The sequence below is a fragment of the Flavitalea sp. genome, from assembly GCF_035489435.1.
GTDB lineage: Bacteria > Bacteroidota > Bacteroidia > Chitinophagales > Chitinophagaceae > DATHKG01.
In genome coordinates this window covers 1-22,630 of record NZ_DATHKG010000111.1, presented here as the reverse complement: position 1 = coordinate 22,630, position 22,630 = coordinate 1, and the positions used below count along the sequence as shown (strand labels likewise).

Annotated in this window: 18 protein-coding genes and 1 tRNA gene; 13 read left to right on the top strand and 6 right to left on the bottom strand. The window is 42.1% G+C overall.

Annotated elements, in window-relative coordinates; genetic code table 11:
• Positions 1-16: 16 nt before the first annotated feature.
• The gene (locus tag VK664_RS18070) at positions 17-1,366 is read right to left on the bottom strand and encodes a vanadium-dependent haloperoxidase (RefSeq protein ID WP_461400094.1); all 1,350 of its coding nucleotides are present in this window, start codon (positions 1,364-1,366) and stop codon (positions 17-19) included.
• Between the two features lie 481 nt (positions 1,367-1,847).
• Between VK664_RS18070 and VK664_RS18065 the strand changes: the two genes are divergently transcribed.
• The 6 genes from VK664_RS18065 (at position 1,848) to VK664_RS18040 (ending at position 9,112) form a co-directional block, all read left to right on the top strand.
• Positions 1,848-4,010 (top strand): tetratricopeptide repeat protein, encoded by a 2,163-nt coding sequence (locus tag VK664_RS18065; RefSeq protein WP_461400093.1) that lies wholly within the window; start codon positions 1,848-1,850, stop codon positions 4,008-4,010.
• A 29-nt stretch (positions 4,011-4,039) separates the two neighbouring features.
• Positions 4,040-4,792: a LytR/AlgR family response regulator transcription factor gene (locus VK664_RS18060; RefSeq protein WP_461400092.1), complete on the top strand. Its 753-nt coding sequence runs from the start codon at positions 4,040-4,042 to the stop codon at positions 4,790-4,792.
• A gap of 840 nt (positions 4,793-5,632) precedes the next feature.
• Entirely contained in the window at positions 5,633-6,094 is a 462-nt protein-coding gene (locus VK664_RS18055; protein WP_461400091.1) for a hypothetical protein, read from the top strand.
• A gap of 926 nt (positions 6,095-7,020) precedes the next feature.
• Complete coding sequence (locus tag VK664_RS18050; protein WP_461400090.1) at positions 7,021-7,179, top strand: hypothetical protein; 159 nt, start codon at positions 7,021-7,023, stop codon at positions 7,177-7,179.
• A 229-nt stretch (positions 7,180-7,408) separates the two neighbouring features.
• Positions 7,409-8,380, top strand: a complete 972-nt coding sequence (locus VK664_RS18045; RefSeq protein WP_461400089.1) for a hypothetical protein — start codon at positions 7,409-7,411, stop codon at positions 8,378-8,380.
• A 231-nt stretch (positions 8,381-8,611) separates the two neighbouring features.
• Positions 8,612-9,112: a hypothetical protein gene (locus VK664_RS18040; RefSeq protein ID WP_461400088.1), complete on the top strand. Its 501-nt coding sequence runs from the start codon at positions 8,612-8,614 to the stop codon at positions 9,110-9,112.
• 161 nt (positions 9,113-9,273) lie between these two features.
• On the opposite strand, the gene VK664_RS18035 is transcribed toward VK664_RS18040, so the two are convergent.
• The 3 genes from VK664_RS18035 to VK664_RS18025 form a co-directional block, all read right to left on the bottom strand.
• Positions 9,274-9,357, bottom strand: a tRNA-Leu gene (locus VK664_RS18035).
• Between the two features lie 209 nt (positions 9,358-9,566).
• Entirely contained in the window at positions 9,567-10,646 is a 1,080-nt protein-coding gene (locus VK664_RS18030) for a DMT family transporter (protein ID WP_461400087.1), read from the bottom strand.
• Between the two features lie 6 nt (positions 10,647-10,652).
• Complete coding sequence (locus tag VK664_RS18025) at positions 10,653-11,465, bottom strand: 2,3,4,5-tetrahydropyridine-2,6-dicarboxylate N-succinyltransferase (RefSeq protein WP_461400086.1); 813 nt, start codon at positions 11,463-11,465, stop codon at positions 10,653-10,655.
• Positions 11,466-11,526: 61 nt separating this feature from the next.
• Between VK664_RS18025 and VK664_RS18020 the strand changes: the two genes are divergently transcribed.
• The 5 genes from VK664_RS18020 to miaA all read left to right on the top strand — a co-directional run bounded on the left by VK664_RS18020 (position 11,527) and on the right by miaA (position 16,514).
• The gene (locus VK664_RS18020; protein WP_461400085.1) at positions 11,527-12,096 is read left to right on the top strand and encodes an L-threonylcarbamoyladenylate synthase; all 570 of its coding nucleotides are present in this window, start codon (positions 11,527-11,529) and stop codon (positions 12,094-12,096) included.
• 156 nt (positions 12,097-12,252) lie between these two features.
• Positions 12,253-13,251, top strand: coding sequence for a glycosyltransferase family 9 protein (locus VK664_RS18015; RefSeq protein ID WP_461400084.1), 999 nt, complete (start codon positions 12,253-12,255; stop codon positions 13,249-13,251).
• A 102-nt stretch (positions 13,252-13,353) separates the two neighbouring features.
• A complete protein-coding gene (locus VK664_RS18010) occupies positions 13,354-14,769 on the top strand; it encodes a CCA tRNA nucleotidyltransferase (RefSeq protein WP_461400083.1) in 1,416 nt (471 codons plus the stop codon).
• Positions 14,770-14,903: 134 nt separating this feature from the next.
• Entirely contained in the window at positions 14,904-15,491 is a 588-nt protein-coding gene (locus VK664_RS18005) for an IS1096 element passenger TnpR family protein (RefSeq protein WP_461400082.1), read from the top strand.
• A 135-nt stretch (positions 15,492-15,626) separates the two neighbouring features.
• Positions 15,627-16,514, top strand: a complete 888-nt coding sequence (gene miaA / locus VK664_RS18000) for a tRNA (adenosine(37)-N6)-dimethylallyltransferase MiaA (protein ID WP_461400081.1) — start codon at positions 15,627-15,629, stop codon at positions 16,512-16,514.
• A gap of 104 nt (positions 16,515-16,618) precedes the next feature.
• Here the strand turns inward: miaA and VK664_RS17995 are convergent, their stop codons facing one another.
• Entirely contained in the window at positions 16,619-18,220 is a 1,602-nt protein-coding gene (locus tag VK664_RS17995) for an OmpP1/FadL family transporter (protein ID WP_461400080.1), read from the bottom strand.
• A 113-nt stretch (positions 18,221-18,333) separates the two neighbouring features.
• Positions 18,334-19,233, bottom strand: coding sequence for a hypothetical protein (locus VK664_RS17990; RefSeq protein WP_461400079.1), 900 nt, complete (start codon positions 19,231-19,233; stop codon positions 18,334-18,336).
• Positions 19,234-19,518: 285 nt separating this feature from the next.
• Between VK664_RS17990 and proS the strand changes: the two genes are divergently transcribed.
• Complete coding sequence (gene proS / locus VK664_RS17985; RefSeq protein WP_461400078.1) at positions 19,519-20,997, top strand: proline--tRNA ligase; 1,479 nt, start codon at positions 19,519-19,521, stop codon at positions 20,995-20,997.
• Positions 20,998-21,089: 92 nt separating this feature from the next.
• Positions 21,090-21,545, top strand: coding sequence for a DUF5362 family protein (locus tag VK664_RS17980; RefSeq protein WP_461400077.1), 456 nt, complete (start codon positions 21,090-21,092; stop codon positions 21,543-21,545).
• Positions 21,546-22,630 lie beyond the last annotated feature (1,085 nt).

The following is a 22,630-nucleotide window of genomic DNA, read 5'->3' as shown; positions in this document are numbered from 1 at the left end:
TTAAGGGTTCCCATTTCTATTTTTCCCTGGATCCTACTAAGTTGATGTCAGCGATATTATTGCCTAATTTCTGGCCCAATTCCACACTAATGTCCTGCGTAAACTGGTAGTGTATGCCTGCATAAACCCTGGAATTAGCAGCTTCTCTGATCAATGCGCTAATAGAAGCATACTGCCGGGAACCGTCGCCCCTCCAAACATATGTGTTATCCATCAGCGGTAGGTCGCCGAACTCTCTTTTCAATACCTGCATAAAGGGGGTGATTACACCGGCAAGTCCGGAAGTATAATCAGGATAAGGGGGGGTGACTAAATAAGCCTGCCAGCCTGGATCGATGAGCTTGTTGATATAAGTGATCGGCCGGACCAGGTTAAACTGGTATTTTGCTCTCCATACAATAATAGGACCGTCTTTAAAAGCAATTGAAGCTTTGGCATAAGTTTGGGCAGCCTGTCCCAGCTTCGCTTTCTTTCTCTCCAATATCTGCGTTGCGATAGAAATAGGATGTGCGCCTGCTGCAAAATGCAGTGTTTCCCCAGGACCACCACCCCACCAGTTGGCAATTATTTTTTGTTCCACTGTTAATGCATTCCCTACATCATAAACTTCTTTTGCCGCTTTATAGAATTGAGATGACGGGTCTTCCGAATAAGGAAAAGGTAGTGGGGGTGCTGTGGCTGTCAGGCTATACGCCATGAAAGGTCTTGAGTTCGCTAAAAAAGGTCCCACCGGAGCGGCAAGTCCAGGAGGGGTGGGCACCCAGGAACCCGGAAAAACAGGTAGTACATACCCGGTACTTGAAAGGTTGAAATTATCGGTGGTTGACCAGTTGTAAATGGCGGTGGCAATGGAAAGTCCGAAGGCCTGCGAGCGGTTAACAACAGCATCTGATGTACTTAATCTGAATCGGTTGTTATAGGCATTCTCAAGAGAATCCATCCTGGCTATATCAGCATTAGTCAGGCCAGCTAAAATCTGCTTAAACATGCTGGGGAAGAAAGCATTGGCACTGGCGCCCCACAAATAATCTTTGTTCGACTCCGGTGTTGGCATAGCTGGCATTTGATAAAGTTTGGTCGATAAACTTACAGCTCCTTTAATGCCCGGTTGTACTGCTTCATACAAACCTACCCCTACAAAACCAAAGTTTCGATAGTTTTGTAGAACGGGTGAAGGGTTTGAATACAACTGAATTTGTGCTATCAATTTATACCAGTCATACACCACATCTGCACTTTCTTCCGTAGCCTTGGGATCCTTTCGCGGAAAAGGATCAAGTTTCGAACAACCAGGCAGTAAGCTTACGACCATGATCATAATAAGCAGTTTTGAGCTTTTAATAATCTTAGTTAAAGGGGATTGCATAATTAATAGTTTTAATGGTGAAAGAAAAGATTAAAAGAAGGTTCATTACTTATTGATTGTAATGGTGAATGAATCAGAAACTGAGTCTATTTTCAAGAAGGGGAATTACTTCAGTAATTGCGCAATCGAATATTGAAACTACTACCATCATAAACCAAAGGGCAATTGGAATTAGCAGTTTGCAGAAATCGATGATGATTTGTGGAAATGAGTGAGAGGACGGTGAAATGTGTCCGGAGAAGATATGACCCGTCAACTAATCAGTCGTTGTTATAAAGTATTTGCCAGATCCTCCAACTGCTCATTGTACTTTAGCTTACAAGCAAAACGGATTTAGATTTGCCAGGAGAATTTATTGCAAGAAGCAGGTAAATTTTATTTAATTTAAAAGGGAAATTTCTTTCAAGACTGGCTTACAAAATCTAACGACTCCACATCCATATTCCGGTCATCGTTTGTACTGTTGATTTAAAGGCTTTTAATGAAAATAAGGTTTATCATAATAGCCGCTTTTTTATTTCCGGTTCTTGTTAAGGCGCAGGTCTTTAAAATTGACAAACCGCCACTCCCCATTGATAGCTTAAGAAAAGTACTACCCTTTTTGCGCGATAGTGCCCGCGTGGATTGTATGAATGAATTAGCCCGTTCATATGTAGAAACAATGAACCCGTTGCTGTCTGATTCGGGGTGGTCACTAGCCAAACAGGCTTATGAGGAAGCTTCTGCCATCAACTACATAAAAGGCCTGGGTGATGCGAGCCTTCGGTTTGGACTCTTCGCCCAGTGGGATTTTTTTGATTCCGGTGAAATGGAAAAATATTTCCGGGAAGCCATTTCGTGGTATAAAAAAATACCGGATGATGAAGGATTAGGGCATGCATTCATGGGTTTGGGCACCGCATTTCTGATGCTGGGTACCCCGGATAGTGCTAAGAAAGCTTTTGAAAAATCCGCAGTACATTTCAGGAAAGCGGGCAACCGGGTTATGCTAGCTGAAATAAATGATCAGTTTGGTTATGTGTACCATGAAAAAGGGGATTTTGAAAAATTCTTTGAGAGCATAAAACAGGGAGTCAGGGAAAAAAAAAGGATTGGAGATAACAGGGGAATCATATGGTCATTGTATCGCCTTGCGCACATTTACCGGTCTGTCGGCGATCATGCGGCGGCTCTGGATTATTTCCGCCAAAGCTATGTGCAGGCTCGCAGCCATGGGATAAAATGGAACATTTTCAGATCAATGGGTAATGTGTTCCTGGATCTGAACAACTATGACTCGTCCATATATTATTTCCGGCAAGCCTTTCCGGACGATGGACCCTCACTGGCGGGACTTGGGAAATTGTATATGTTGCGGAAAGAATATGACACAGCCCTCTATTATTTACAGAATGCATTAACCAGTTTTAAGAAACGAAGTAACGATAACGGAGCAATGTGGGCCTTGGTAGATATGGGAAAAAGCTATACCGGCCTAAAGCAATACGCAAAGGCATTAGAGTGTGCAAGGCAATCATTAACAATAGCAGATCGCTGGGATACAAAGGATGCAAGATGGCTTGCTTATGAGTTACATTGGAAGGTATATGAAACCCTAAGGCAGTCAGACAGCGCCTATTTCTATTTTAAAAAGTTTGTGACACTGAAAGACAGTTTGGAGGATGCTAAGTTTAAACTTCAAATTATTCAAAAACTGGCATTATATAAAATAGAAGCAAGGGAGGAACAACAACAGGCTCGTATAGACCTCTTACATAAAGACAACCAGATAAAGAACCAGCAACTGAAAGAGGAATTGTTAATGAAAAAGATTCTTATAGCCTCTCTAATTGTTTTCGTAATGATTGGCATTATTATTTTCAGAAACATAACCCTCAAACGCAAAAATGAAAGACATCGCCACGAACTGGCAGAAAACGAATTACAGATTCAAAAGCTTGAAATCGACAAAGCAAAAGCCGAACTTCAACAGCAAGCCACGGAATTAGAGATGCAGGCATTACGCGCACAAATGAACCCGCATTTCATTTTTAATTGTCTTAGTTCTATCAATAGGTTCATATTAAAGAATGAATCGGAAGCGGCCTCTGATTATCTTACTAAATTTTCCAGACTGATCCGTATGGTGTTGAATAATTCTAATAAATCGATGATCATCATGGAAGATGAACTGGAAATGCTGCGTCTCTATCTTGACCTTGAAAGATTACGTTTTAAAAACTCTTTTGATTATACCATAAGCTTTCATAACAATTTTGACGCCGCCTCTATCTTCCTTCCACCGTTGCTGCTACAACCGTTTGCTGAAAATGCTATCTGGCACGGCCTTATGAACAAACAAGGGCGGGGTGCCCTGGAAGTTGCTTTCGAACTCAAGAGTAATATGCTATACTGTTATATTACTGATAACGGTGTTGGACGAAAAAAAGCGGAAGCATTAAAAAGCAAATCAGCAGAAAAGCAAAAATCTATGGGCATGCAGATCACGGCTGAACGTCTTGCCTTGCTTAATAAGGATGTAGAAAAAACGACTGTTACCGTCCAGGATCTCGTAGATGCAGAAGGACAAGCGGCCGGAACGAGAGTTACAATAAAAATCAGCTATAGAGAGACCATCGCGGAATTTCATGACACAGAATTATAAAAATACTGCCTTCATCAGTTTTGACCACTATGATAAAAGCCATTATTGTTGATGATGAGCCTTATTGTTGCGAAGCGCTGGTCACTCTGCTGGAACGTTATTGTCCTGCTGTGAAGGTGGCAGATATTTGTTATTCGGGCGAAACGGCTTTATCAGCTATAAAAGAACAGGAGCCGCAAATTCTTTTTCTTGATATTGAGATGCCCAGAATGAATGGCTTTGAAATGCTGGAAAGATTGCCGGAGATACATTTTGAGATCATTTTTACCACCAGCTACGATCAATACGCTATCAAAGCCATACGCTTCAGTGCGCTGGATTATCTTTTAAAACCTGTTGACCGGGAGGAATTACAAAGAGCTGTACAGAAAATTACACAGCGTTTGCATTACCCGCTTCCCCAGCAACTTGAAATTCTCTTGCAAAAAATTCATCAGCCTGCTTCTTTTATTCAGAAAATTGCGCTACCGACCATGGAAGGATTGCAGATGATTGATGTGAATTCCATTATCAGTTGCGCTTCAGATAGTAACTACACCATCTTTCTTTTAAAGAATAAACAAAAAATAATTGCATCACGCACGCTAAAGGAGATAGAAGAAATGCTCGAAGAATATTCCTTTCTCCGCGTGCACAATTCCCATATAGTTAATCTGAATGAAGTAAACAAATACATCAAGGGTGAAGGGGGCTATCTTATTATGAGCGATGACTCATCGGTTGATGTTAGCCGAAGCAGGAAAGAAATGCTATTGAAAAAATTGCAACACGGAAAGTACTGACATGTTTTCTCATCATTGTCTGGCTATCAAACCGTTAAAAGAAAACATTGATCCTGATAAAATTAATTTCAGGAACCGTTGACAATTCTATAATTATGAGTATTTTAAACGCTTATTTGCTGCCTTTTGAATCCGTCAATGGGACTGGCATGGCGAAGCTCTGCGATCAATGAACTCAGGAGTTGAGGTTTTAGCCGATATTTTAAATGCATTGACGAGGCAGGTATACCAGGTATTGAGCGCTGTGTTATCAGCATATTCATTGGTTAGTTGGATAGATGCGATCCTTCACAAATGGATAAGTATCGCGTACTCAGGATACGCTATATTTTCAAGTCAGGTGCACCTATTCGCTATTCGCAGATTGCACTTTTTATTTGGCTGCGGCTGAAGAAGCAGGGTAGCTGGCATTTAATTACAGTATTGAATTGAAAGAATCAATACCACACTAATTATATTTACGTCACTAGGTGCATATAATTATAAGTTAGCCAACATTGCCGATGATCGCCAGAGTCTTGAGTATGCCGCAGTTGTGCCAGTTCGGACGTCGAAGGGAAGGCTACCACACCAAAATTATTACAGAGAAATATACGATAAATTAAGTATGCTAGGTGAGCCGGGCGCTTCGGCGAGGTAAGCTTGTTTGCGAAAGCCGAAGCGCCCGGCTCACCCAGCGAAGTTAGCGGGTAAAATTTTAAATGTTGGTGATCCGGGGACGTATTAATATCATGAACTCCTGGTATTTTCACCGTATTCAACCCAACGACAAAGATTAATTAAGTAGGACCGTATTGGTCCTTCCTGGCCAGGAAAAATAACATCATCAATCGGCCATTGATGAAATTATTTTTCCTTCACAACTGCTTAGCTGTTGCTGATCATCGGCAACGTCGGCTAACAGGGGTATTGCCAAAAGCGGCCATTGACATTCTTGATTTTACAAGTTACTTTAGGGCCGCCTTCGGCAATACCCCGAACGTTAGCTGCCAAACTAGAAACCAACAACCAAACATGATTAATATATTATTGCGAAATATGGGAGTATGGCGACGTGCTTTTGTCGCTGGTATGATTTACATCGTTTTTTTTGTAACCGCTTGGCTGACGAACTTGTCTTCCCCATCTGGCCCCTGCACTCCAGGACTCGGGTTGTTAATGTTATTCCTCTTGCCGCTATTAAATATCATATGGCTAATTATTGATCTTGTCGAGTCGGCCAAGGCTCAAAAGTTCGACAGAATCATACTGGCGCATAGCATTGTATTACTTTTTTGGATGTTTATGTTCTTTGCGGGCTAATAAAATGGCGCGTCATTTTGGTATGGTAAGCGCAGAATGTGCAACAATTTTGACAATTTTTGAAAAAATGTGACAGGCCATAACGACATAAAACTTATTTAAACTGGAAGCCCAATTGCCTACAGGAGGAAAGACATGCAGGGCCAGTCGTTCTAATGTGTTGACCTATTGAGGCGTCCGTTCAGCCGCTAACATGGCTTGGCAAAAGTGGGCGGCGATACCATGGCCAACACAATACCAGGTTCACCCGCCTTCGCCAATACTGCCACGTTGTGGGCAATGCTGCAAACGCCTATGAATAAATTTACAAGGAATGTGACAGTTAAATTAATGCTCCTCCGAACAGTGTTCGTTGTGCTCTCTCTCTCTCTGGCTTTCAATTTCTGTTGTATATAGTCAGATGATGGGAGTTTACTTAAGCATTATTATGTTGCTTGCCTTTGCAATACCTGTTATTGACCGGGTGACAGTCACCAAAGAAGATGCACTTTGCGAACGCTATTATGTCTACTCTTTTGTAAAGCAGTCATGGCGCGCTGGTGACGCACTGAACTGTAGATTCAACCTTTATTCAGGGTTGGAGAGTGGCGATCTTCCTGATTCCTATATTCCAGTGGTTGATTTTATTATACTGTTTATACCGTTTCGCTATAAGAACCAAGGAATCGTTGTAAGTAAAGGGTCAACAAAATGGACATATCGGAAGGCTAATTTTCAATTAAATGACTAAGAATATTCTCTGATTTCTGAACTGTTAAAAACTTGACGCACTGCTCATAGATGCTTGGCAAAAGCGGGCATCCAGTTGCATGTAATCCACAACACCCAGCTGTGCCCGCCTTCGCCGATACTTCCACGTTAGCGGCAACATCATGATACCTCGCAATTACATATTTACTTTGTTATTATTGCTATTTGCAAGTTGTGTGGTACATAACAAAAAGTATCTGCCTATTATACCTAAGGACAAAACATTCAAGGCTGAGCGTGAGAACAGATTATTTGCATTTGTAGGAGAAAAGAATGAAGTAACGGAACTTCCTTATGAAGAGGATTCACCACCTTCGGCAATATTTCCGCGTTAGTGGCAACATTATGACAACCCTTCTTCAGGCGATATCAGTTCTTATAGTGACACTACTTTTAGGTTGTAGCAGTCAAACCGCTGATACGGTTAACATCAAAACAACGCCAGCATTAGTTGACACACCCAGAAGCTTTGTAACTAATTATGGCGTAAACGACACCACACGATTATTTGCTTTCGTGGGAGAAAAAATATCAGTTGACCCACTACCGCATAAGCGAGGCTCTATGGACAATGGTTTCAAAGCAAAATATTTGATTCTCGAAAAAGTATATGGCAATTTCCCACAAGACACAATTGAGTTTGTTAGCTACGACCACTATGGCACACCTCCTTTTTCAAAATTCAAAAATGTTCTCCTTTATGTTTCAGCGGACAGCGGGACTTATTATCACCAAAAATACATGTTCAACGATGTTTACAAAACCAATGATGGACGTTGGGCCGGAACGTATGCAGTAGACGACTATGAGCATGCCTACAATAAACACACGAAAATAAAACCTGTGAAAATTGAATTTGCTGAGAAAATTTCGTTTCCAACTAAAATGGTAGACAAGGAAGGACGAAAACTTGAGTGTTCATATCCAAAACCATACTTCAAAACTGTTGGTGACAGTGCATTTGCTGTTTATGGTAACTATGTTGACGATTTAGTTACTTTAAAAAGAACTGGGATTCTCACAATAAGAGGATTGTTTGAAGCAACTGCTGAACACGAAGAAGATATGGTAGAGGCATGGCAACCAGAACCGGGCAAAACACCGCCAAGTGCAGACGATTTGAAATTCCTTGCATTCTGGAAAGACTTCGTTGCATCTCTAAAAGAACCTGGACTAAAGAACTTTAGGAAAATTGCATTGGACACATTGTATATATGCGGCCAATTGCTTCCTTCAGATGCGTTTATTGATAAATGTTTTAACCAAGTGATTGACGATGAGGTAAGGAAAAGAATTGTTGACAGTACCAAACTTGAATATACCTACACAGAGGTAGAATTTTTTAATCTCCTAACCTCTCAGGTCAAAAAAGAAATCATGATGGTAGGAGACAGTTACAGGTTAAGAGAGATGTTGGTAACACGCAGTACTAAAAATACTAACCCTCCAACAATATATTTTGATTTTATTGAGACCAAAAAAGGATACAGGCTTTATGAAATAAGCCATCACTGGTTTAAGGATTGTTGCAAGTAGTTTTCCCTGTGAAATGCTGCCCCGAGCAGCGTCCGGTAACCGCACTATTGTAAAAACTAAATCCTTGAAAATGCTAATAAGCCTTGGAGAAATTCGCTTAATAAAAGGTTCCAGCAGTGGACCTGCTTCGCAAAAGTGGGCAGCCTATATTTTGTGAACAAAAATGGAAGGTGTTCTTCTTAACCAATCCTTTCACGTGGACGAGAAACCTAAATTCATACCTTTACTCAAATGGAAATAGTAAGAAAAATTGACTGGACACCAAAATGGGACGGAGGCACTCCAATGCCTCAGGTATTCTCAAACGGGCATAAAGTTTATCTGATATACACCGTTGCCGATTGGGACAAAGACTCTGTTAGAAACGTTAAGACTATAGGAAAGAGCGAAGAAAATTCTGAGCTACTTGCTCTAACAGAATTTGACGGATACACCTTCAAATTCGGCATTGCGAATGACGAAGTTTTCCCCGGACTTCCACTTTACAAATGTGGCTTAGATGAGTGGGCTCATATAATTGAAAATTCAAATTGGGTTGAAGAACTGAAGTCAATACATAAGATACATCCCAGTTACAATCCCTTTAGATGGAAACAATTAAACCATTATGTTCTTTTATTTAAAGACCAATTGATGGAAGTTATTGCAAAGCACTATACCATCGAAGTTTATAAGGCTTCATATCATGATCTATCCTTAGAAATTATCAGGCGCATGAATTATTTGGACTAGTGGCAGAATCGTAAACTTATTTGATGCATGACGGTAGCCAATTTTGGGTAATGTGTCATTTATGTGTCGTTTTGAGTGGTAGAAAGCGAAAAAAAGCGGGAATTAACGACATCAGGGCATAAAAAAAGCCTTGTAAATCAATGACCTACAAGACTTATACGTGCCCAGGACTGGATTCGAACCAGCACATCCTTGCGAACGCTGCGACCTGAACACAGTGCGTCTACCAATTTCGCCACCTGGGCATCTATTATAGATTTTCAAAAAATCTATTCAGGGGTGCAAATATAGGGAAGTTTAAAAAGTAGTCCCAAATCTCTGCAAGGAATTATTTCTAATTCGCTGATTTTCTTAGGATTTTTTGCAGCCGACTTACTCTTTTTGGCTTCAGACTTACTCTTTTTTACAGCCAGCTCACTCTTTTTTCTTTCCAGCCTATAATTTTCCTACCAGCCTATGATGTGGCTTCAACCTCATTTTCAGGTTTCTTTTTCCAGCCCGTCAATAAAATCCCACCAATAACTAATGCCGTCCCGAATACTTGCGCCGCAATAATCCTTTCGCCGAGAATAAAATGGGCCTGGATGATGGTGGAAACCGGACCTATGCTCGAAATAATGGCTACATTGTTTGAGCCTATTCTTTTCATCCCATTTGAAATCATAAAAGATGGTATCACTGTTGCAAGTAAGGCAAGCATAATACCGTAAATCCAGAAATCAGTACCGCCATTTAATTGCTGGTAATTTCCGCGAAGCAAAAAATGAATAAAGATTCCTGTTGTAGATGCCAGCATTGCGAATGCTGTGAACTTCGTTCCCCCTATAACAGGGATGATTCTACCGCTGCCGGCGATATAGATAGAGTAGGTGATCGCACAAAGAAAAATGAGCAGGCTTCCTAAAATAAAGTTTGGATTACCGGATTCAAACTTCATCTCTCCGAAATAAGCAATCGCTATACCCACATAGGTAAGGGTAAGCGCGGCAATCTGGATGTGACTGATCTTTTGCTTAAAGAAAAATGTGTTGATCAAAACCGCGAAACTCGGATACAAAAACAGGATCAACCGCTCAAGACCAGCGGAGATATATTGCAGACCAATAAAATCAAACAGGCTACTGAGATAATAGCCAAAGAGGCCAAGCACAATAACTGTCAGCCATTGCCGGCCAGTCAGCCTGACATTTAACTTGTTACTACTCGTTAAAATGGCAGCGCCTATAAAAAACGGCAACGAAAACAACATACGCAGAGCAAGCAGGCTAAGCGCATCCATAGGTGTGTCTGCAAAAGCCTTTTTTACGATGATTGCTTTTGTTGAAAAAAGAATCGAACCAAAAAAAGTTATGAGAAACCCTGCCAGCGTAACCGTATTGTTTCGGGTGATTACCGGATTTGGTTTTGAATTTATTTCTTCAACCAGTGGTAAGGCCGGGGCATCCGGGAACACGGACGCTGCAGCCGGCACCCCTGAAGGCGCTGGCTGATTATCATCGTGCGTGATATCGTTTTCGTCCGCTCGGGTTGTCATGAGAATTTAAGCACTTACATTAAAATCTCTCAACGCATCATTCAGACTTGTCTTAAGATCTGTACTTGGTTTACGCTGACCAATGATAAGTGCACATGGCACCTGGTATTCACCTGCAGGAAATTTCTTGGCATAAGTACCTGGAATCACAACGCTTCTTGCCGGTACGCGACCACGATATTCAACCGGTTCATCGCCGCTTACGTCAATAATTTTTGTGCTTTTTGTGAGCACAACGTTAGCACCGAGCACCGCTTCTTTTTCTACGATAACACCTTCTACCACGATACAGCGGCTGCCGATAAAACAACCATCTTCAATAATAACAGGACTGGCTTGTAAAGGCTCCAGCACACCACCGATACCAACTCCACCGCTCAGATGCACACCTTTTCCGATCTGTGCACAACTTCCAACCGTAGCCCAGGTGTCAACCATAGAGCCTTCATCAACATAAGCGCCAATGTTAACATAGGAAGGCATCAGCACAACGTTTTTACCAACAAACGCTCCATATCTTGCCACTGCATGCGGTACTGCACGAACGCCTAAAGACTTATAATCAGACTTCAGCAACATCTTATCATAAAATTCAAAAGGGGGAATGGTCCAGGTCTGCATGGTCTGGATTCCGAAATACATAAGTATCGCCTGTTTAACCCACTCATTTACCTGCCAGCCATCAGCGCCCGGTGAGGCAACACGCAGGCGTCCTTTATCAACTTCCTCGATCACAGATTTTACGGCAGATTTGTATTTTTCATCCTGCAAAAGATCACGATTCGCCCAGGCTTCAGCTATCAAAGTTTTCAATTCCATTTATTAAATTTTGTGCAAACATAAAGAAGTCGGTCTAACTTCGCGGCCACAAATTGATAAAATGGATTTTTCGAGCGACCTGGAAATCTGCCTCAAGGTGCTGCATGCCGGCGGGATCATACTTTATCCGACGGATACCGTCTGGGGTATTGGCTGCGATGCTACAAACACCTCAGCGGTTAAAAAAATCTTTCAGCTGAAAAACCGGGAAGAATCAAAATCCATGATCGTATTGCTGGCAGATGATCGCGACCTGATTCAGTATGTTGCCCATGTTGATCTGGCTGTATTCAACTATCTCGATACTGTCACTAAGCCAACAACCGTTATATATGATGGTGCGATTGGCCTGGCAGAAAACCTGGTTGCCAGTGATGGTTCCATTGCAATTCGTATTGTTAAAGAAGATTTCTGTCGCCATTTGATTAAACGTTTTCGCAAACCGATTGTTTCCACCTCAGCAAACATTGCTGGTGAGAAAACACCGGCAAATTTTTCTGAAATTACAGATGAGATAAAAAGCGGGGTGGACTACATAGTGAACTATCGCCAGGATGATATCAGTCCAAAACAAGCTTCTTCAGTGGTGCGATGGAATGAAAAAAATGGTGCAACTATTTTGAGGAATTAAAGGTGCCTGCCACTGAAGGGTTTTCAACAAAATGTTTAATACATAAAGCATCCCAACCCCGCACTATGGGGTTGACTTTGCACGGTACTTCTAATCCGTATTACTTCTCATCCGCGTTACTCTCATCCGCATTACATTTCATAACTTTGCGCCTCCATGCAGCAAATCCTTATCATACAAACGGCTTTTATCGGCGACGTTGTGCTTGCAACCGGCCTTATCGAAAAACTCCATCGCTATTACCCGGAAGCAAAAATTGATTTCCTGTTAAGAAAAGGCAATGAGGGTTTACTCTTAGGTCATCCTTATCTCCGCGAAGTGCTTATCTGGAACAAAAAATCAAACAAAAACATCAATCTTTATAAACTCCTGAGAAAAATCAGGAAAAACCAATACGACAAGATCATAAACGTTCAGCGTTTTGCCGCGACCGGTATATTAACAGCCTTCTCGGGTGCAAGCGAAAAAATCGGGTTCGATAAAAATCCTTTGAGTTTGTTTTTCACCCAAAAAGTCGGTCATGTTATTGGAAGTGAAGACAAAATTCATCATGAGATTGACCGGAATGCCAGGCTGATAAGTTCTTTTACCGATGATTTGCCCGAAAAACCGGTGCTATACCCAACATCATCAGATGTAAATAAGGTAGCTCAATACAAACTGCGGCCATACATCACCGTTTCACCTTCATCCATTTGGTTCACCAAACAATACCCCGCAGATAAATGGTTGAGTTTTGTAAATGAAGTGCCACCTCAATACAATATCTATTTATTAGGTGCGCCTTCGGATCATGAACGGGCGGAAAAAATAGTCGCAAGAAGTACACAGGGTTCCGTTGTCAATCTTTGTGGTCAGCTAAATTTTCTTCAGTCAGCGGCACTGATGAAAGATGCGCTGATGAATTATGTGAACGACTCAGCACCTATGCATTTTGCTTCCGCGGTTAATGCACCTGTTACGGCAATCTATTGTTCAACATTGCCTTCATTTGGCTTTGGTCCATTATCAGATAACAGGCATATTGTTGAAGTTCCTTATCCCCTGGCTTGCCGCCCCTGTGGACTGCATGGACGCGAAGCCTGTCCGTTGGGACATTTTAAATGCGCATATGATATCAAAGATGAACAATTACTACAACACGTCTTTGGTTGACGAAAGCTTCATTCGATCATCACGTTTTATTCGATCATGAAGCTTATCCGATCACAAAGCTTCATCCGTTAATTCATTCCTCATCCTTCGTACATTTGCAAAATGGAGATTGATTGTTCAGAAAAGGAACTATTCATATTTAAAAAAGTTGCTCATGCGGCTGCGGATGTCGGATTTCCCTGTTATCTCATCGGCGGTTTTGTGCGTGATAAGATAATAGGGCGTAAAACAAAAGACGCTGATATTGTTTGTGTAGGGGATGGAATTCATCTCGCCCATAAAGTAGCAGACAGGTTTTCACCAAAACCTTCAGTTGCATTTTTCAAAACCTATGGTACTGCACAAATAAAACTTGATGACTTCGAGATGGAATTCGTCGGGGCCAGGCGTGAAAGCTATGGCTATCACAGTCGTAACCCTGAAGTTGTACCAGGTACATTAAAAGATGACCAGGAGCGTCGCGATTTCACCATGAATGCGCTTGCAATCAGTCTGAATGAAGACGATTATGGTAAACTGATCGACCCGTTTGGTGGCGTTTATGATATTGAAAACAAAATCATACAAACCCCTCTTGATCCACTACAGACTTTCAGCGATGATCCATTGCGTATGATGCGTGCCATCAGGTTTGCTTCACAACTTCATTTCAACATTGAAGCGAAAACATTCCAGGCCATAAAAGACAATGCTAACCGGATCAGGATCATATCACAGGAACGTATAACCGAAGAACTGAACAAGATACTGCTTAGTTCTAAACCTTCTATTGGCCTTGACCTGCTTTACCAGTCGGGCTTGTTGCATATTATCTTTCCATTGATGACGGAACTGGCGGGTGCAGAATACATCGATGGCCATGGTCACAAGGATAATTTCTATCACACACTACAGGTGATCGATAATATCAGTGCCAACACCAACGATCTTTGGTTGAGATGGGCGGCATTATTACATGATATTGCCAAACCTGCAACAAAAAAATTTGAAAAAGGACATGGCTGGACCTTCCACGGTCATGAAACGCTTGGAGGCAGGATGGTTCCCAAAATCTTCACCAAACTCAAGTTGCCTCAAAATGAAAAAATGCGGCTGGTAAAAAAACTGGTTGAACTTCATCTCCGGCCAATCAGTCTTACTAAAGAAAACATCACGGATTCCGCGGTTCGCCGGCTGCTGTTTGATGCGGGTGAAGATATCGAATCTTTGATGATGCTTTGTGAGGCAGACATCACTTCAAAAAACAAACAAAAAGTTAAACGTTACCTCGAGAATTTCGAACATGTTAGAGAAAGAATGAAAGAGGTAGAAGAAAAAGACCAGCTACGAAACTGGCAACCACCTATCACCGGTGAGATGATCATGGAGATTTTTAAATTACCACCATCCCGTCCAGTTGGTGACCTGAAAAATGCCATCCGCGAGGCAATTCTCGATGGCGAAATTGAAAACAACTATGATGCAGCCTATGCCTTTATGCTGCTTAAGGCCGGTGAAATGGGCATCAGCATCAATTGATCAGTTCCCCGTTTGCATATCATCTAATATTAACCAATTATGGTTTGGTTAGCTGCGATGGTACAATAGTTGTGAATATTATATTACATTTGAAGCCTAATTTTTCCGGCTTTCTATAAACAAATCAAATCAGGATGGCGATTTTAAAATTCAGGGTATATTTTGAGGAGGATGACAGTATCTACCGTGACATTGCAATTAAACACAAGCAAACATTTCTGCAATTGCACCAGGCGATCCTGAAGGCCTATGAATTTGATAACAAGCACCAGGCGACTTTTACAAGAAGCAACGACCTTTGGGTGAAGGGTAGGGAGATCAGCCTGGAGAAGTATGACAGGCCATATAAGGTTCCGCCGTTGATCATGGAAGAAACTCCCATAGGGACAGAAATAAAGGATCCAAATCAACGCTTCACTTATTTATACGATTTTACCCGTAACTGGCATTTCCAGATTGAACTCATCAATGTTTCCAAAGAAGAAAACCCAAAACTCGATTATCCTGTTGTGGTGAAAACAGAAGGCATAGCTCCTTCACAATATGGAACTAAGGGACTGGTGGGGGATAAGCTGGCAGAAATGGAGGAGAAATATGATCTTACTGCTGGTGCTGAAGGGTTTGGTGAAGAAGGCGAGGAAGATGGCCTAATCGGCACCGATACCGATACCGATGCCGATAGCGACCAGGAGGAAGCTGTTGATGATAAGGAGGAGATTTGAAAATTTAACCCTCCATCTATTTAAACCAATCGGACTATATATGCCCGTCGGACTATTTATGCCCATCGGACCGTCACGACACTGAGGTCCATCATCAATCCATGAGTAAGACTGTTATCATCTCCATTATCAACCATGAGTAAAACGGTTATTATAATCGTTGGTCCTACTGCTGCCGGTAAAACAGCTATCGCAATCAGGCTTGCTCAACAACTCAAGACCGAAATAATTTCTGCAGATTCTAGGCAATGTTACATTGAAATGGATATAGGGGTCGCGAAACCATCCAAGGCTGAGCTGGAAGCTGTTCATCATTATTTCATCAACAGTCATTCCATTCATCAACCAGCAAATGCAGCAGATTTTGAAGCATACGCATTGAATGCTGCCGAAGAAATTTTTACAAAACACGATATAGCAGTAATGGTCGGTGGAACTGGTCTTTATATAAGATCATTTTGCGAAGGGCTTGATATCATACCACCCATCGATCCGGTTTTACATAATGAGATCAATGCCAGCTATGATAAGTTTGGGCTTGAATGGTTAAAGCAGGAAGTCAGTGAACTCGATCCCCTTTTCTATGCCACCGGTGAAATTGATAATCCACATCGATTGCTAAGGGCGCTTGAAGTAATTAAGGCTACAGGACATTCAATCAGGCATTACCAGACTCAGCATAAGAAACAAAGAGCGTTCAACATCATCAAGCTTGGAATTGCTCCGCCGAAACCAATTCTTCAAAACCAGATTGATAAAAGAGTTGACCAGATGATCGTTGCAGGGCTGGTTGATGAAGTAAAAAGCCTGGTCCCTTATAAATCACTCCCTCCTCTACGAACCGTCGGTTATACAGAAATATTTGAATACCTCGAAAACAAAATCAACCTTGAATCTGCAATTGAAAATATAAAAATCCATACGCGTCAATATGCAAAACGCCAGATAACCTGGTTCAAAAAAGATCCTGATATACGCTGGTTCCAACCAGATGATGAACTCCCAATAGATGGCTTAAAATAATGTATTTAACTCCCTGCACTCATAACTCCACTCATCACACATCACTCATCACTCATCACTCATAACTCATAACTCCACTCACCACTCACCACTCACCACTAATTCTACGGGAACTTAAATCCAACAGTCAACAACACTGTCCCATTGCTTTCTTTTAAAGCTGCAAACGTATTGTCCTTATCAGCCAAACGATAAGGGAAATTTACATCCCTGTTCAGGCTATGAATATAGGTCAGGTCGATAAATATTCCGCGGTTACGGTATCCAAGTCCTCCACTTAAATTCATGCGGCGTGGCTTCAGCGTATTCTCATTATTCTCTCCATACTTGTATGACTTTTCTTCATAAGGATTACCATAATAGGCAAACCCAAGCCTGGTCATAATCGTGTTAAACTTTAATTCTCCACCTACCCGGAAGTTGAATGCTCCTTTGTACTCATTCTTTATAGTTGAATTCACAGCATCATAATAATCATCATTTTGTTCTTCATCGCTGGAACGAAACTTTGATGAGCCATGTGTTACATATTCAATATCTGCAGTGATAAATCCTTTCTGCTGTGTAACATCTTCCACTTCATACAATACATAAGAGCCACTCACCAAAAATTTCCAGGGCGACACAAGATCATAACTGAATTCGGGAATGCCATAGCCAAACTGTGTATAAATTGAATCTGCAGTTGCAACCCTTATGTTCTTTCCCGCTGGAAAATAATTTTCAAGATCCGTTTCAATACGCCCGGTTATTTGTTCATCAATTGCGTACCACGATGGTGTATGAATAGCAATTCCAATCCGGAGTTGTGTGGCTGGTTTGAAGATTACACCAAGTTTTGCGTTTATACCAACACCCCTGGCTTCGTATTCTTCCAGGTACTCCGCATATCCGAAATTATTGTTGTTAACGCCCGTTGCATCAGTTTCGCGCAACACAGAAGTACGGCTGTAATTCATGATGGGAATGCCCAGGCCAGCACCTATATAAATCTTATCGTCCATGTTGGAAGCAAATCCCAAAGCCAGTTCCGTTATTCCGCCTTTTGTAGTGGTGGTTTTTTCCTGGTCAAACAAGACCGGCTTATTGCCTATTGTTGCATCACGAAGTGGTAGACCCACTACTTCGGTCTGGCCGGCTATAGTAGCAGTATCTATCAGGTAAGTATAATTTGCAAGCTTAGTGCCTAATGAAAGCGGTGCATCATATAGAGTCGTGCTTATGTCGAGACCTGAGGCAGCAAACTCTTCTGCAAAAGATTCTGAAAAAGAGCTATAATTATTCTGGCCCTTATAATACTGGGTGTTGTTGAAATTGGCCATCCGGTTTACTCCAATTCCAAAAGTTTTGTTCTTCCATTTGCTATTGTTGTCTGCCCAACTCAAAACGGCCCCTGTTGTGCCAAAATTGAATTTTGAAACATTGTCGGATTTAGCTTCAGTTCCCCGGTAAAAACCTGTTCCTTTATTGAAACTGATACCCGGGCTGAGAACAAACTCACCTTTTTTATACATCCCAAGACCTGCCGGGTTAACAAACAAAGTAGTTATTTCGCCACCCAGTGAACCCATAGCCCCGCCTATTGCCTGGTTTCTTGCTGTTCCTGATGGAATGTTCCAGCTCATTCTTATCGCATCTTCCGGAACCTGGGCATTGAGCTGCTGTGCACAAATAAACATTCCAAATACATAAGCTATCCTTTTCATATCGCTTCTCTGATTATCGTTTTTCTCTTGCCGCCAAAAAAAAGGAGGAATCAAAATTCAGGATTATCCTTAAATCGTGTTCCTCCTTGTTATGAAATATCGTAACAATTAGATTAATTTCCTCTGCCAGGGCGACTACCGGTACTTCCACCGCCGCCACCTGAACTGGATCCGCCAACACTTCCGCCACTGCTTCCGGTACTCTGGGTACGAACAGGTGAAGAATTGTTATTGGATGGGGAATATGATCTTACAGGTCTGTCATTGTTTGGTGTATAATAACTTCCCCGGTCGGCGTTCGAGTTATTATTGCCTGATCCACTCGAGAATACCCTGCGGAGACTTGTTCCTAATGTATTTGTATTTGAGTTGTTATATCCACTCTGACCAACCGGGCGTGTTGAGCCGGGACGGGTCAGGGAACCACTCGAATTGGAACCATTGAAAGTTCTGTTTGAATAGGTGTTAGGATTAAAACTTCTTACCCTTGTATTAGCTGTTGGTCCGGGTTTGTTGATTATAACACCACCACCATAATAAGGATTATAGTAGTTGTTCCAGCCATAATAATTATTGTAATAATTGCCGAAACTCAATCCAAGTCCCAGGCCACCATAGGACCAGGGGCTATATCCAAAAGAACTTCCGTATCCGAATCCGCTATAACCATAACCACCATAACCTCCGTAGGCAAGGCTATTATATCCCATTCCACCATAAGGCATTCCTGCATAGCCAATACCACCATATCCGTAGTCATCAAATGCGCTCCACATGCCACGATTGCGGACTCTCATTTTTAACACGCGGTCGTCTTGTGAAAGATATTCTCCCTCATCATTTCGGTACCTGCCGGCGCGGTCATCAGGTTTGTCCATCTGGACATAGGCGGCAGCTTCTTCGCGTCCGGGTGAAAAATATATATCGTCAGGAGTTTGAGCGGTCCTGTACACAGACGAGCAACTGCTTAACGCAATTGCTACAATACTGGAAAATACTAATGCGGACTTCATATAAGTGTTTTAAATTTTTACGGCTTAACTTGTTATTTTTGCGTTAGCCTTATGAAGTTACAACAAAATGAGCTCCAAAGGTATTAAAATAAACGCCGCGATTGTTAAATTTTAGGTTAATAAACACCTGAGAACCAGTACATGAGCGCTGGGTTCGTCATTCCCGGATTAAAAATAATCACAGTTGCCTGTAGCCAGGATAAAGCTAAAAATATTGTGCCGTGAACCGGAGCACATAACAAAAGAATTATAAGTATACAATAAAAGAATTATAAGGATAAAATTATGAGCAAAGAGATTACTTCCAGGAGCCAGGATTATTCGCAGTGGTACAATGACCTCGTCATTAAGGGCAGCCTGGCTGATTATTCAGCCGTTCGTGGTTGCATGGTGATCAAACCCTATGGTTATGCACTTTGGGAAAATATGCGGGATGCGTTGGACAAAATGTTTAAAGACACGGGGCATGTAAATGCTTATTTCCCATTATTTGTTCCGAAAAGCCTGTTTGAAGCCGAAGAAAAAAATGCCGAAGGTTTTGCCAAGGAATGTGCCGTGGTAACTCATTATCGTTTAATGGCCAACCCGGACAAAAAGGGTTCGCTGATGGTCGATCCGGATTCTAAACTGGAAGAGGAGCTGATTGTTCGTCCAACCAGCGAAGCTATTATCTGGAATACTTATAAAGGATGGATACAATCTTACCGCGATCTTCCCCTGCTGATCAACCAATGGGCAAATGTGGTAAGATGGGAAATGCGTACCCGTTTATTTCTTCGTACTGCGGAATTTCTGTGGCAGGAAGGTCATACCGCCCATGCCACCTCAACCGAGGCGATTGCAGAGGCGGTCCAGATGCTTCATGTATATGCCGATTTTGCTGAAAACTGGATGGCGCTACCCGTGATACGTGGTGTGAAGTCAGAAAGTGAACGTTTCGCCGGGGCACTGGATACTTATTGTATTGAAGCTTTGATGCAGGATGGTAAAGCTCTACAGGCTGGTACTTCGCATTTCCTTGGTCAGAACTTTGCGAAAGCCTTTGATGTGAAGTTTTCTGACAAAGAAAATAAACTTGATTATGTATGGGCAACGAGCTGGGGGGTAAGTACCCGGCTTATTGGTGCCCTGGTGATGGCACATAGTGATGACGAGGGCCTGGTGTTGCCACCCAGGATTGCGCCTTTACAAGTGGTTATAGTACCAATTTATAAAGGGCCTGAGCAGAATATCCTGATTAATGAAAAAGCTGCTGAAATGGTTAAACAGCTTAAAGCTGCCGGCATAAGGGTGAAATTTGATGATAACGACAATAACCGTCCGGGTTGGAAGTTTGCAGAATATGAAAAGAAGGGTGTGCCATTGCGTGTAGCCATTGGTGCACGTGATGTTGAAAATAATTCCGTTGAAGTTGCGCGGCGCGATACCAGGGAGAAGCAAACAATTTCGCTTGATGGCTTCACCGATACCATTAATGCTTTGCTTGATCAGATTCAACAGGCCATGTATACTAAGGCGCTTGCTTTTCGCGACGAACATATAACCAGGGTTGATAGTTGGGAAGAGTTTCAGTCTGTATTGAAAGATAAAACCGGGTTCATCTCGGCGCATTGGGATGGTACTGCAGAAACTGAGGACAAGATAAAGGAGCTCACCAAGGCAACAATCCGTTGTATTCCTTTAGACAATCCACAGGAGGATGGAAAATGTATTCTCACCGGCAAACCAAGTACGCAACGGGTTTTGTTTGCCCAGGCATATTAAACCCGGGGGTTGAAGGATGATTGCATTTATCATCTATAATGCTTATTTTGGGTGCATAAAAATTTCTAACCCTTCAACCCTCAACCAATCTTATGGAACAATCAAACAACCTGTTCGAATTACATGTTGATCACAGCGGATCTTCATTTTTACGTGAAATTGCCAAGTGGTCAAAGTTTCTTTCAATAGTAGGATTTATTATGATCGGCCTGATGTTACTGGTCATTGTATTTGCAGGTAGTACCATGGCTACAATGTTTTCAGGCACGGCTTATGGGGCTTCCGGAGAACTCTTCGGTATGATCTATATTGGTGTTGTCGCCGCTATCATGCTGATTTATTTTTTTCCATGCCTCTACCTCTTCAAGTTCGCTACCAAAATGCAGGTTGCTTTGCGGAATAATGACCAGGACACGCTGAATGCATCATTTGAAAACCTCAAATCCTGCTTCAAGTTTATGGGAATTTTTACTATCATCTGCCTGGCACTTTATGGGCTAATTTTTCTTTTCGGGATATTTGCGGCGCTTGGTACTGGAACTGTATAAGTATTGTCGTTTGTTGATTTTCGACGTTCATGGCGTTCACTCGGTTCTTCCCTTCGCCGGATGGGCCTTTCGGTTGGTTTGATTTGCCACTGTGATTCCTGGTTAATACCCTTGTTCATGCCGCTGGTGGTTCTTGTCTCCGATCAGCTTTTTGTTCCCTGATCGGCTTTTTTAGGTATTCATGTTGTGCCAGGGGTTGTTGGGCCCTGATGGACTTCAGTAACTCCGAACAGGAATCGAAGGTGGCAATCAAACCAACCTCAGGCCCATCCTGCACGTTCTAATCTCGTTCACTTAGGGGGATATGCGACTAATTTAACAAATTCACCATTCACTTATTGCAATAACCGGCATTGACATTATCGGCATTGCAGAAATTGAAATGACATTGCTGTGTTACCGTTCTCTGAATTACAGTTACCAGCTATCCGGTTATCGGAAAAACGATTGGCAAAATTCCATTTGCAACAATCTTAACCAATCTTAGCTACCGAAACTTCGGTTGAGCATCATTGCATTTGCATTCTTTTCATCTAATTCGCAAGCAATCTGGTTCCAGCGCATTAATAATCTTTCCCATAGCGCAAAGGAATAAATAACGGTAGGTATTGCATCGATTGCTCGTTACAGCCTGGCAGTGATTCAGCGCAGTAGTGATTCAACGTTTGCGGGTAGCATCGTTTGCAGGTGGCTACGTTTGCAGGCAGCATTGTTTGCGCGTGGCTGTGTTTGCGGGTGGCTACGTTTGAAAGCGGCCGGGTTGTTTCCCCCAATCGAATGTGAGATCGGTTTGTATATTAAATCGGGAAGGGAATTGCAAAACGAATATCAGCTCATTTGTCATCTATGGCTAATTAAGTGATTGGCTTATTCACAAGATTTAATGTTGATTGAATGATGGGACAACAAAGCCTGCTATATAGGACTCGTAAGAATTGTTATGCTAGTATGATATTCCCCCAAGTGGATGAGCTAGTTGGGAGTGGGATTGTGCCTTTGCGCGGCCTTCGTACCGTGGTCGAGTTACTGAAGCCGATCAGGGCGATACTGCAACCAGCACTGGAAGAAACCCTAACAAAGCTGAT

Bases quoted from the DNA above. Each gene is read 5' to 3' on its own strand.
- proS (WP_461400078.1), top strand. From the start codon at position 19,519: ATGAGCAAAGAGATTACTTCCAGGAGCCAGGATTATTCGCAGTGGTAC.
- VK664_RS18005 (WP_461400082.1), top strand. From the start codon at position 14,904: ATGGCGATTTTAAAATTCAGGGTATATTTTGAGGAGGATGACAGTATC.
- VK664_RS17990 (WP_461400079.1), bottom strand. From the start codon at position 19,233: ATGAAGTCCGCATTAGTATTTTCCAGTATTGTAGCAATTGCGTTAAGC.
- VK664_RS18015 (WP_461400084.1), top strand. From the start codon at position 12,253: ATGCAGCAAATCCTTATCATACAAACGGCTTTTATCGGCGACGTTGTG.
- VK664_RS18070 (WP_461400094.1), bottom strand. From the start codon at position 1,366: ATGCAATCCCCTTTAACTAAGATTATTAAAAGCTCAAAACTGCTTATT.
- VK664_RS18055 (WP_461400091.1), top strand. From the start codon at position 5,633: ATGAAATTATTTTTCCTTCACAACTGCTTAGCTGTTGCTGATCATCGG.
- VK664_RS17995 (WP_461400080.1), bottom strand. From the start codon at position 18,220: ATGAAAAGGATAGCTTATGTATTTGGAATGTTTATTTGTGCACAGCAG.
- VK664_RS17980 (WP_461400077.1), top strand. From the start codon at position 21,090: ATGGAACAATCAAACAACCTGTTCGAATTACATGTTGATCACAGCGGA.
- VK664_RS18010 (WP_461400083.1), top strand. From the start codon at position 13,354: ATGGAGATTGATTGTTCAGAAAAGGAACTATTCATATTTAAAAAAGTT.
- VK664_RS18020 (WP_461400085.1), top strand. From the start codon at position 11,527: ATGGATTTTTCGAGCGACCTGGAAATCTGCCTCAAGGTGCTGCATGCC.
- VK664_RS18040 (WP_461400088.1), top strand. From the start codon at position 8,612: ATGGAAATAGTAAGAAAAATTGACTGGACACCAAAATGGGACGGAGGC.
- VK664_RS18065 (WP_461400093.1), top strand. From the start codon at position 1,848: ATGAAAATAAGGTTTATCATAATAGCCGCTTTTTTATTTCCGGTTCTT.
- VK664_RS18025 (WP_461400086.1), bottom strand. From the start codon at position 11,465: ATGGAATTGAAAACTTTGATAGCTGAAGCCTGGGCGAATCGTGATCTT.
- VK664_RS18030 (WP_461400087.1), bottom strand. From the start codon at position 10,646: ATGACAACCCGAGCGGACGAAAACGATATCACGCACGATGATAATCAG.
- miaA (WP_461400081.1), top strand. From the start codon at position 15,627: ATGAGTAAAACGGTTATTATAATCGTTGGTCCTACTGCTGCCGGTAAA.
- VK664_RS18045 (WP_461400089.1), top strand. From the start codon at position 7,409: ATGGACAATGGTTTCAAAGCAAAATATTTGATTCTCGAAAAAGTATAT.
- VK664_RS18060 (WP_461400092.1), top strand. From the start codon at position 4,040: ATGATAAAAGCCATTATTGTTGATGATGAGCCTTATTGTTGCGAAGCG.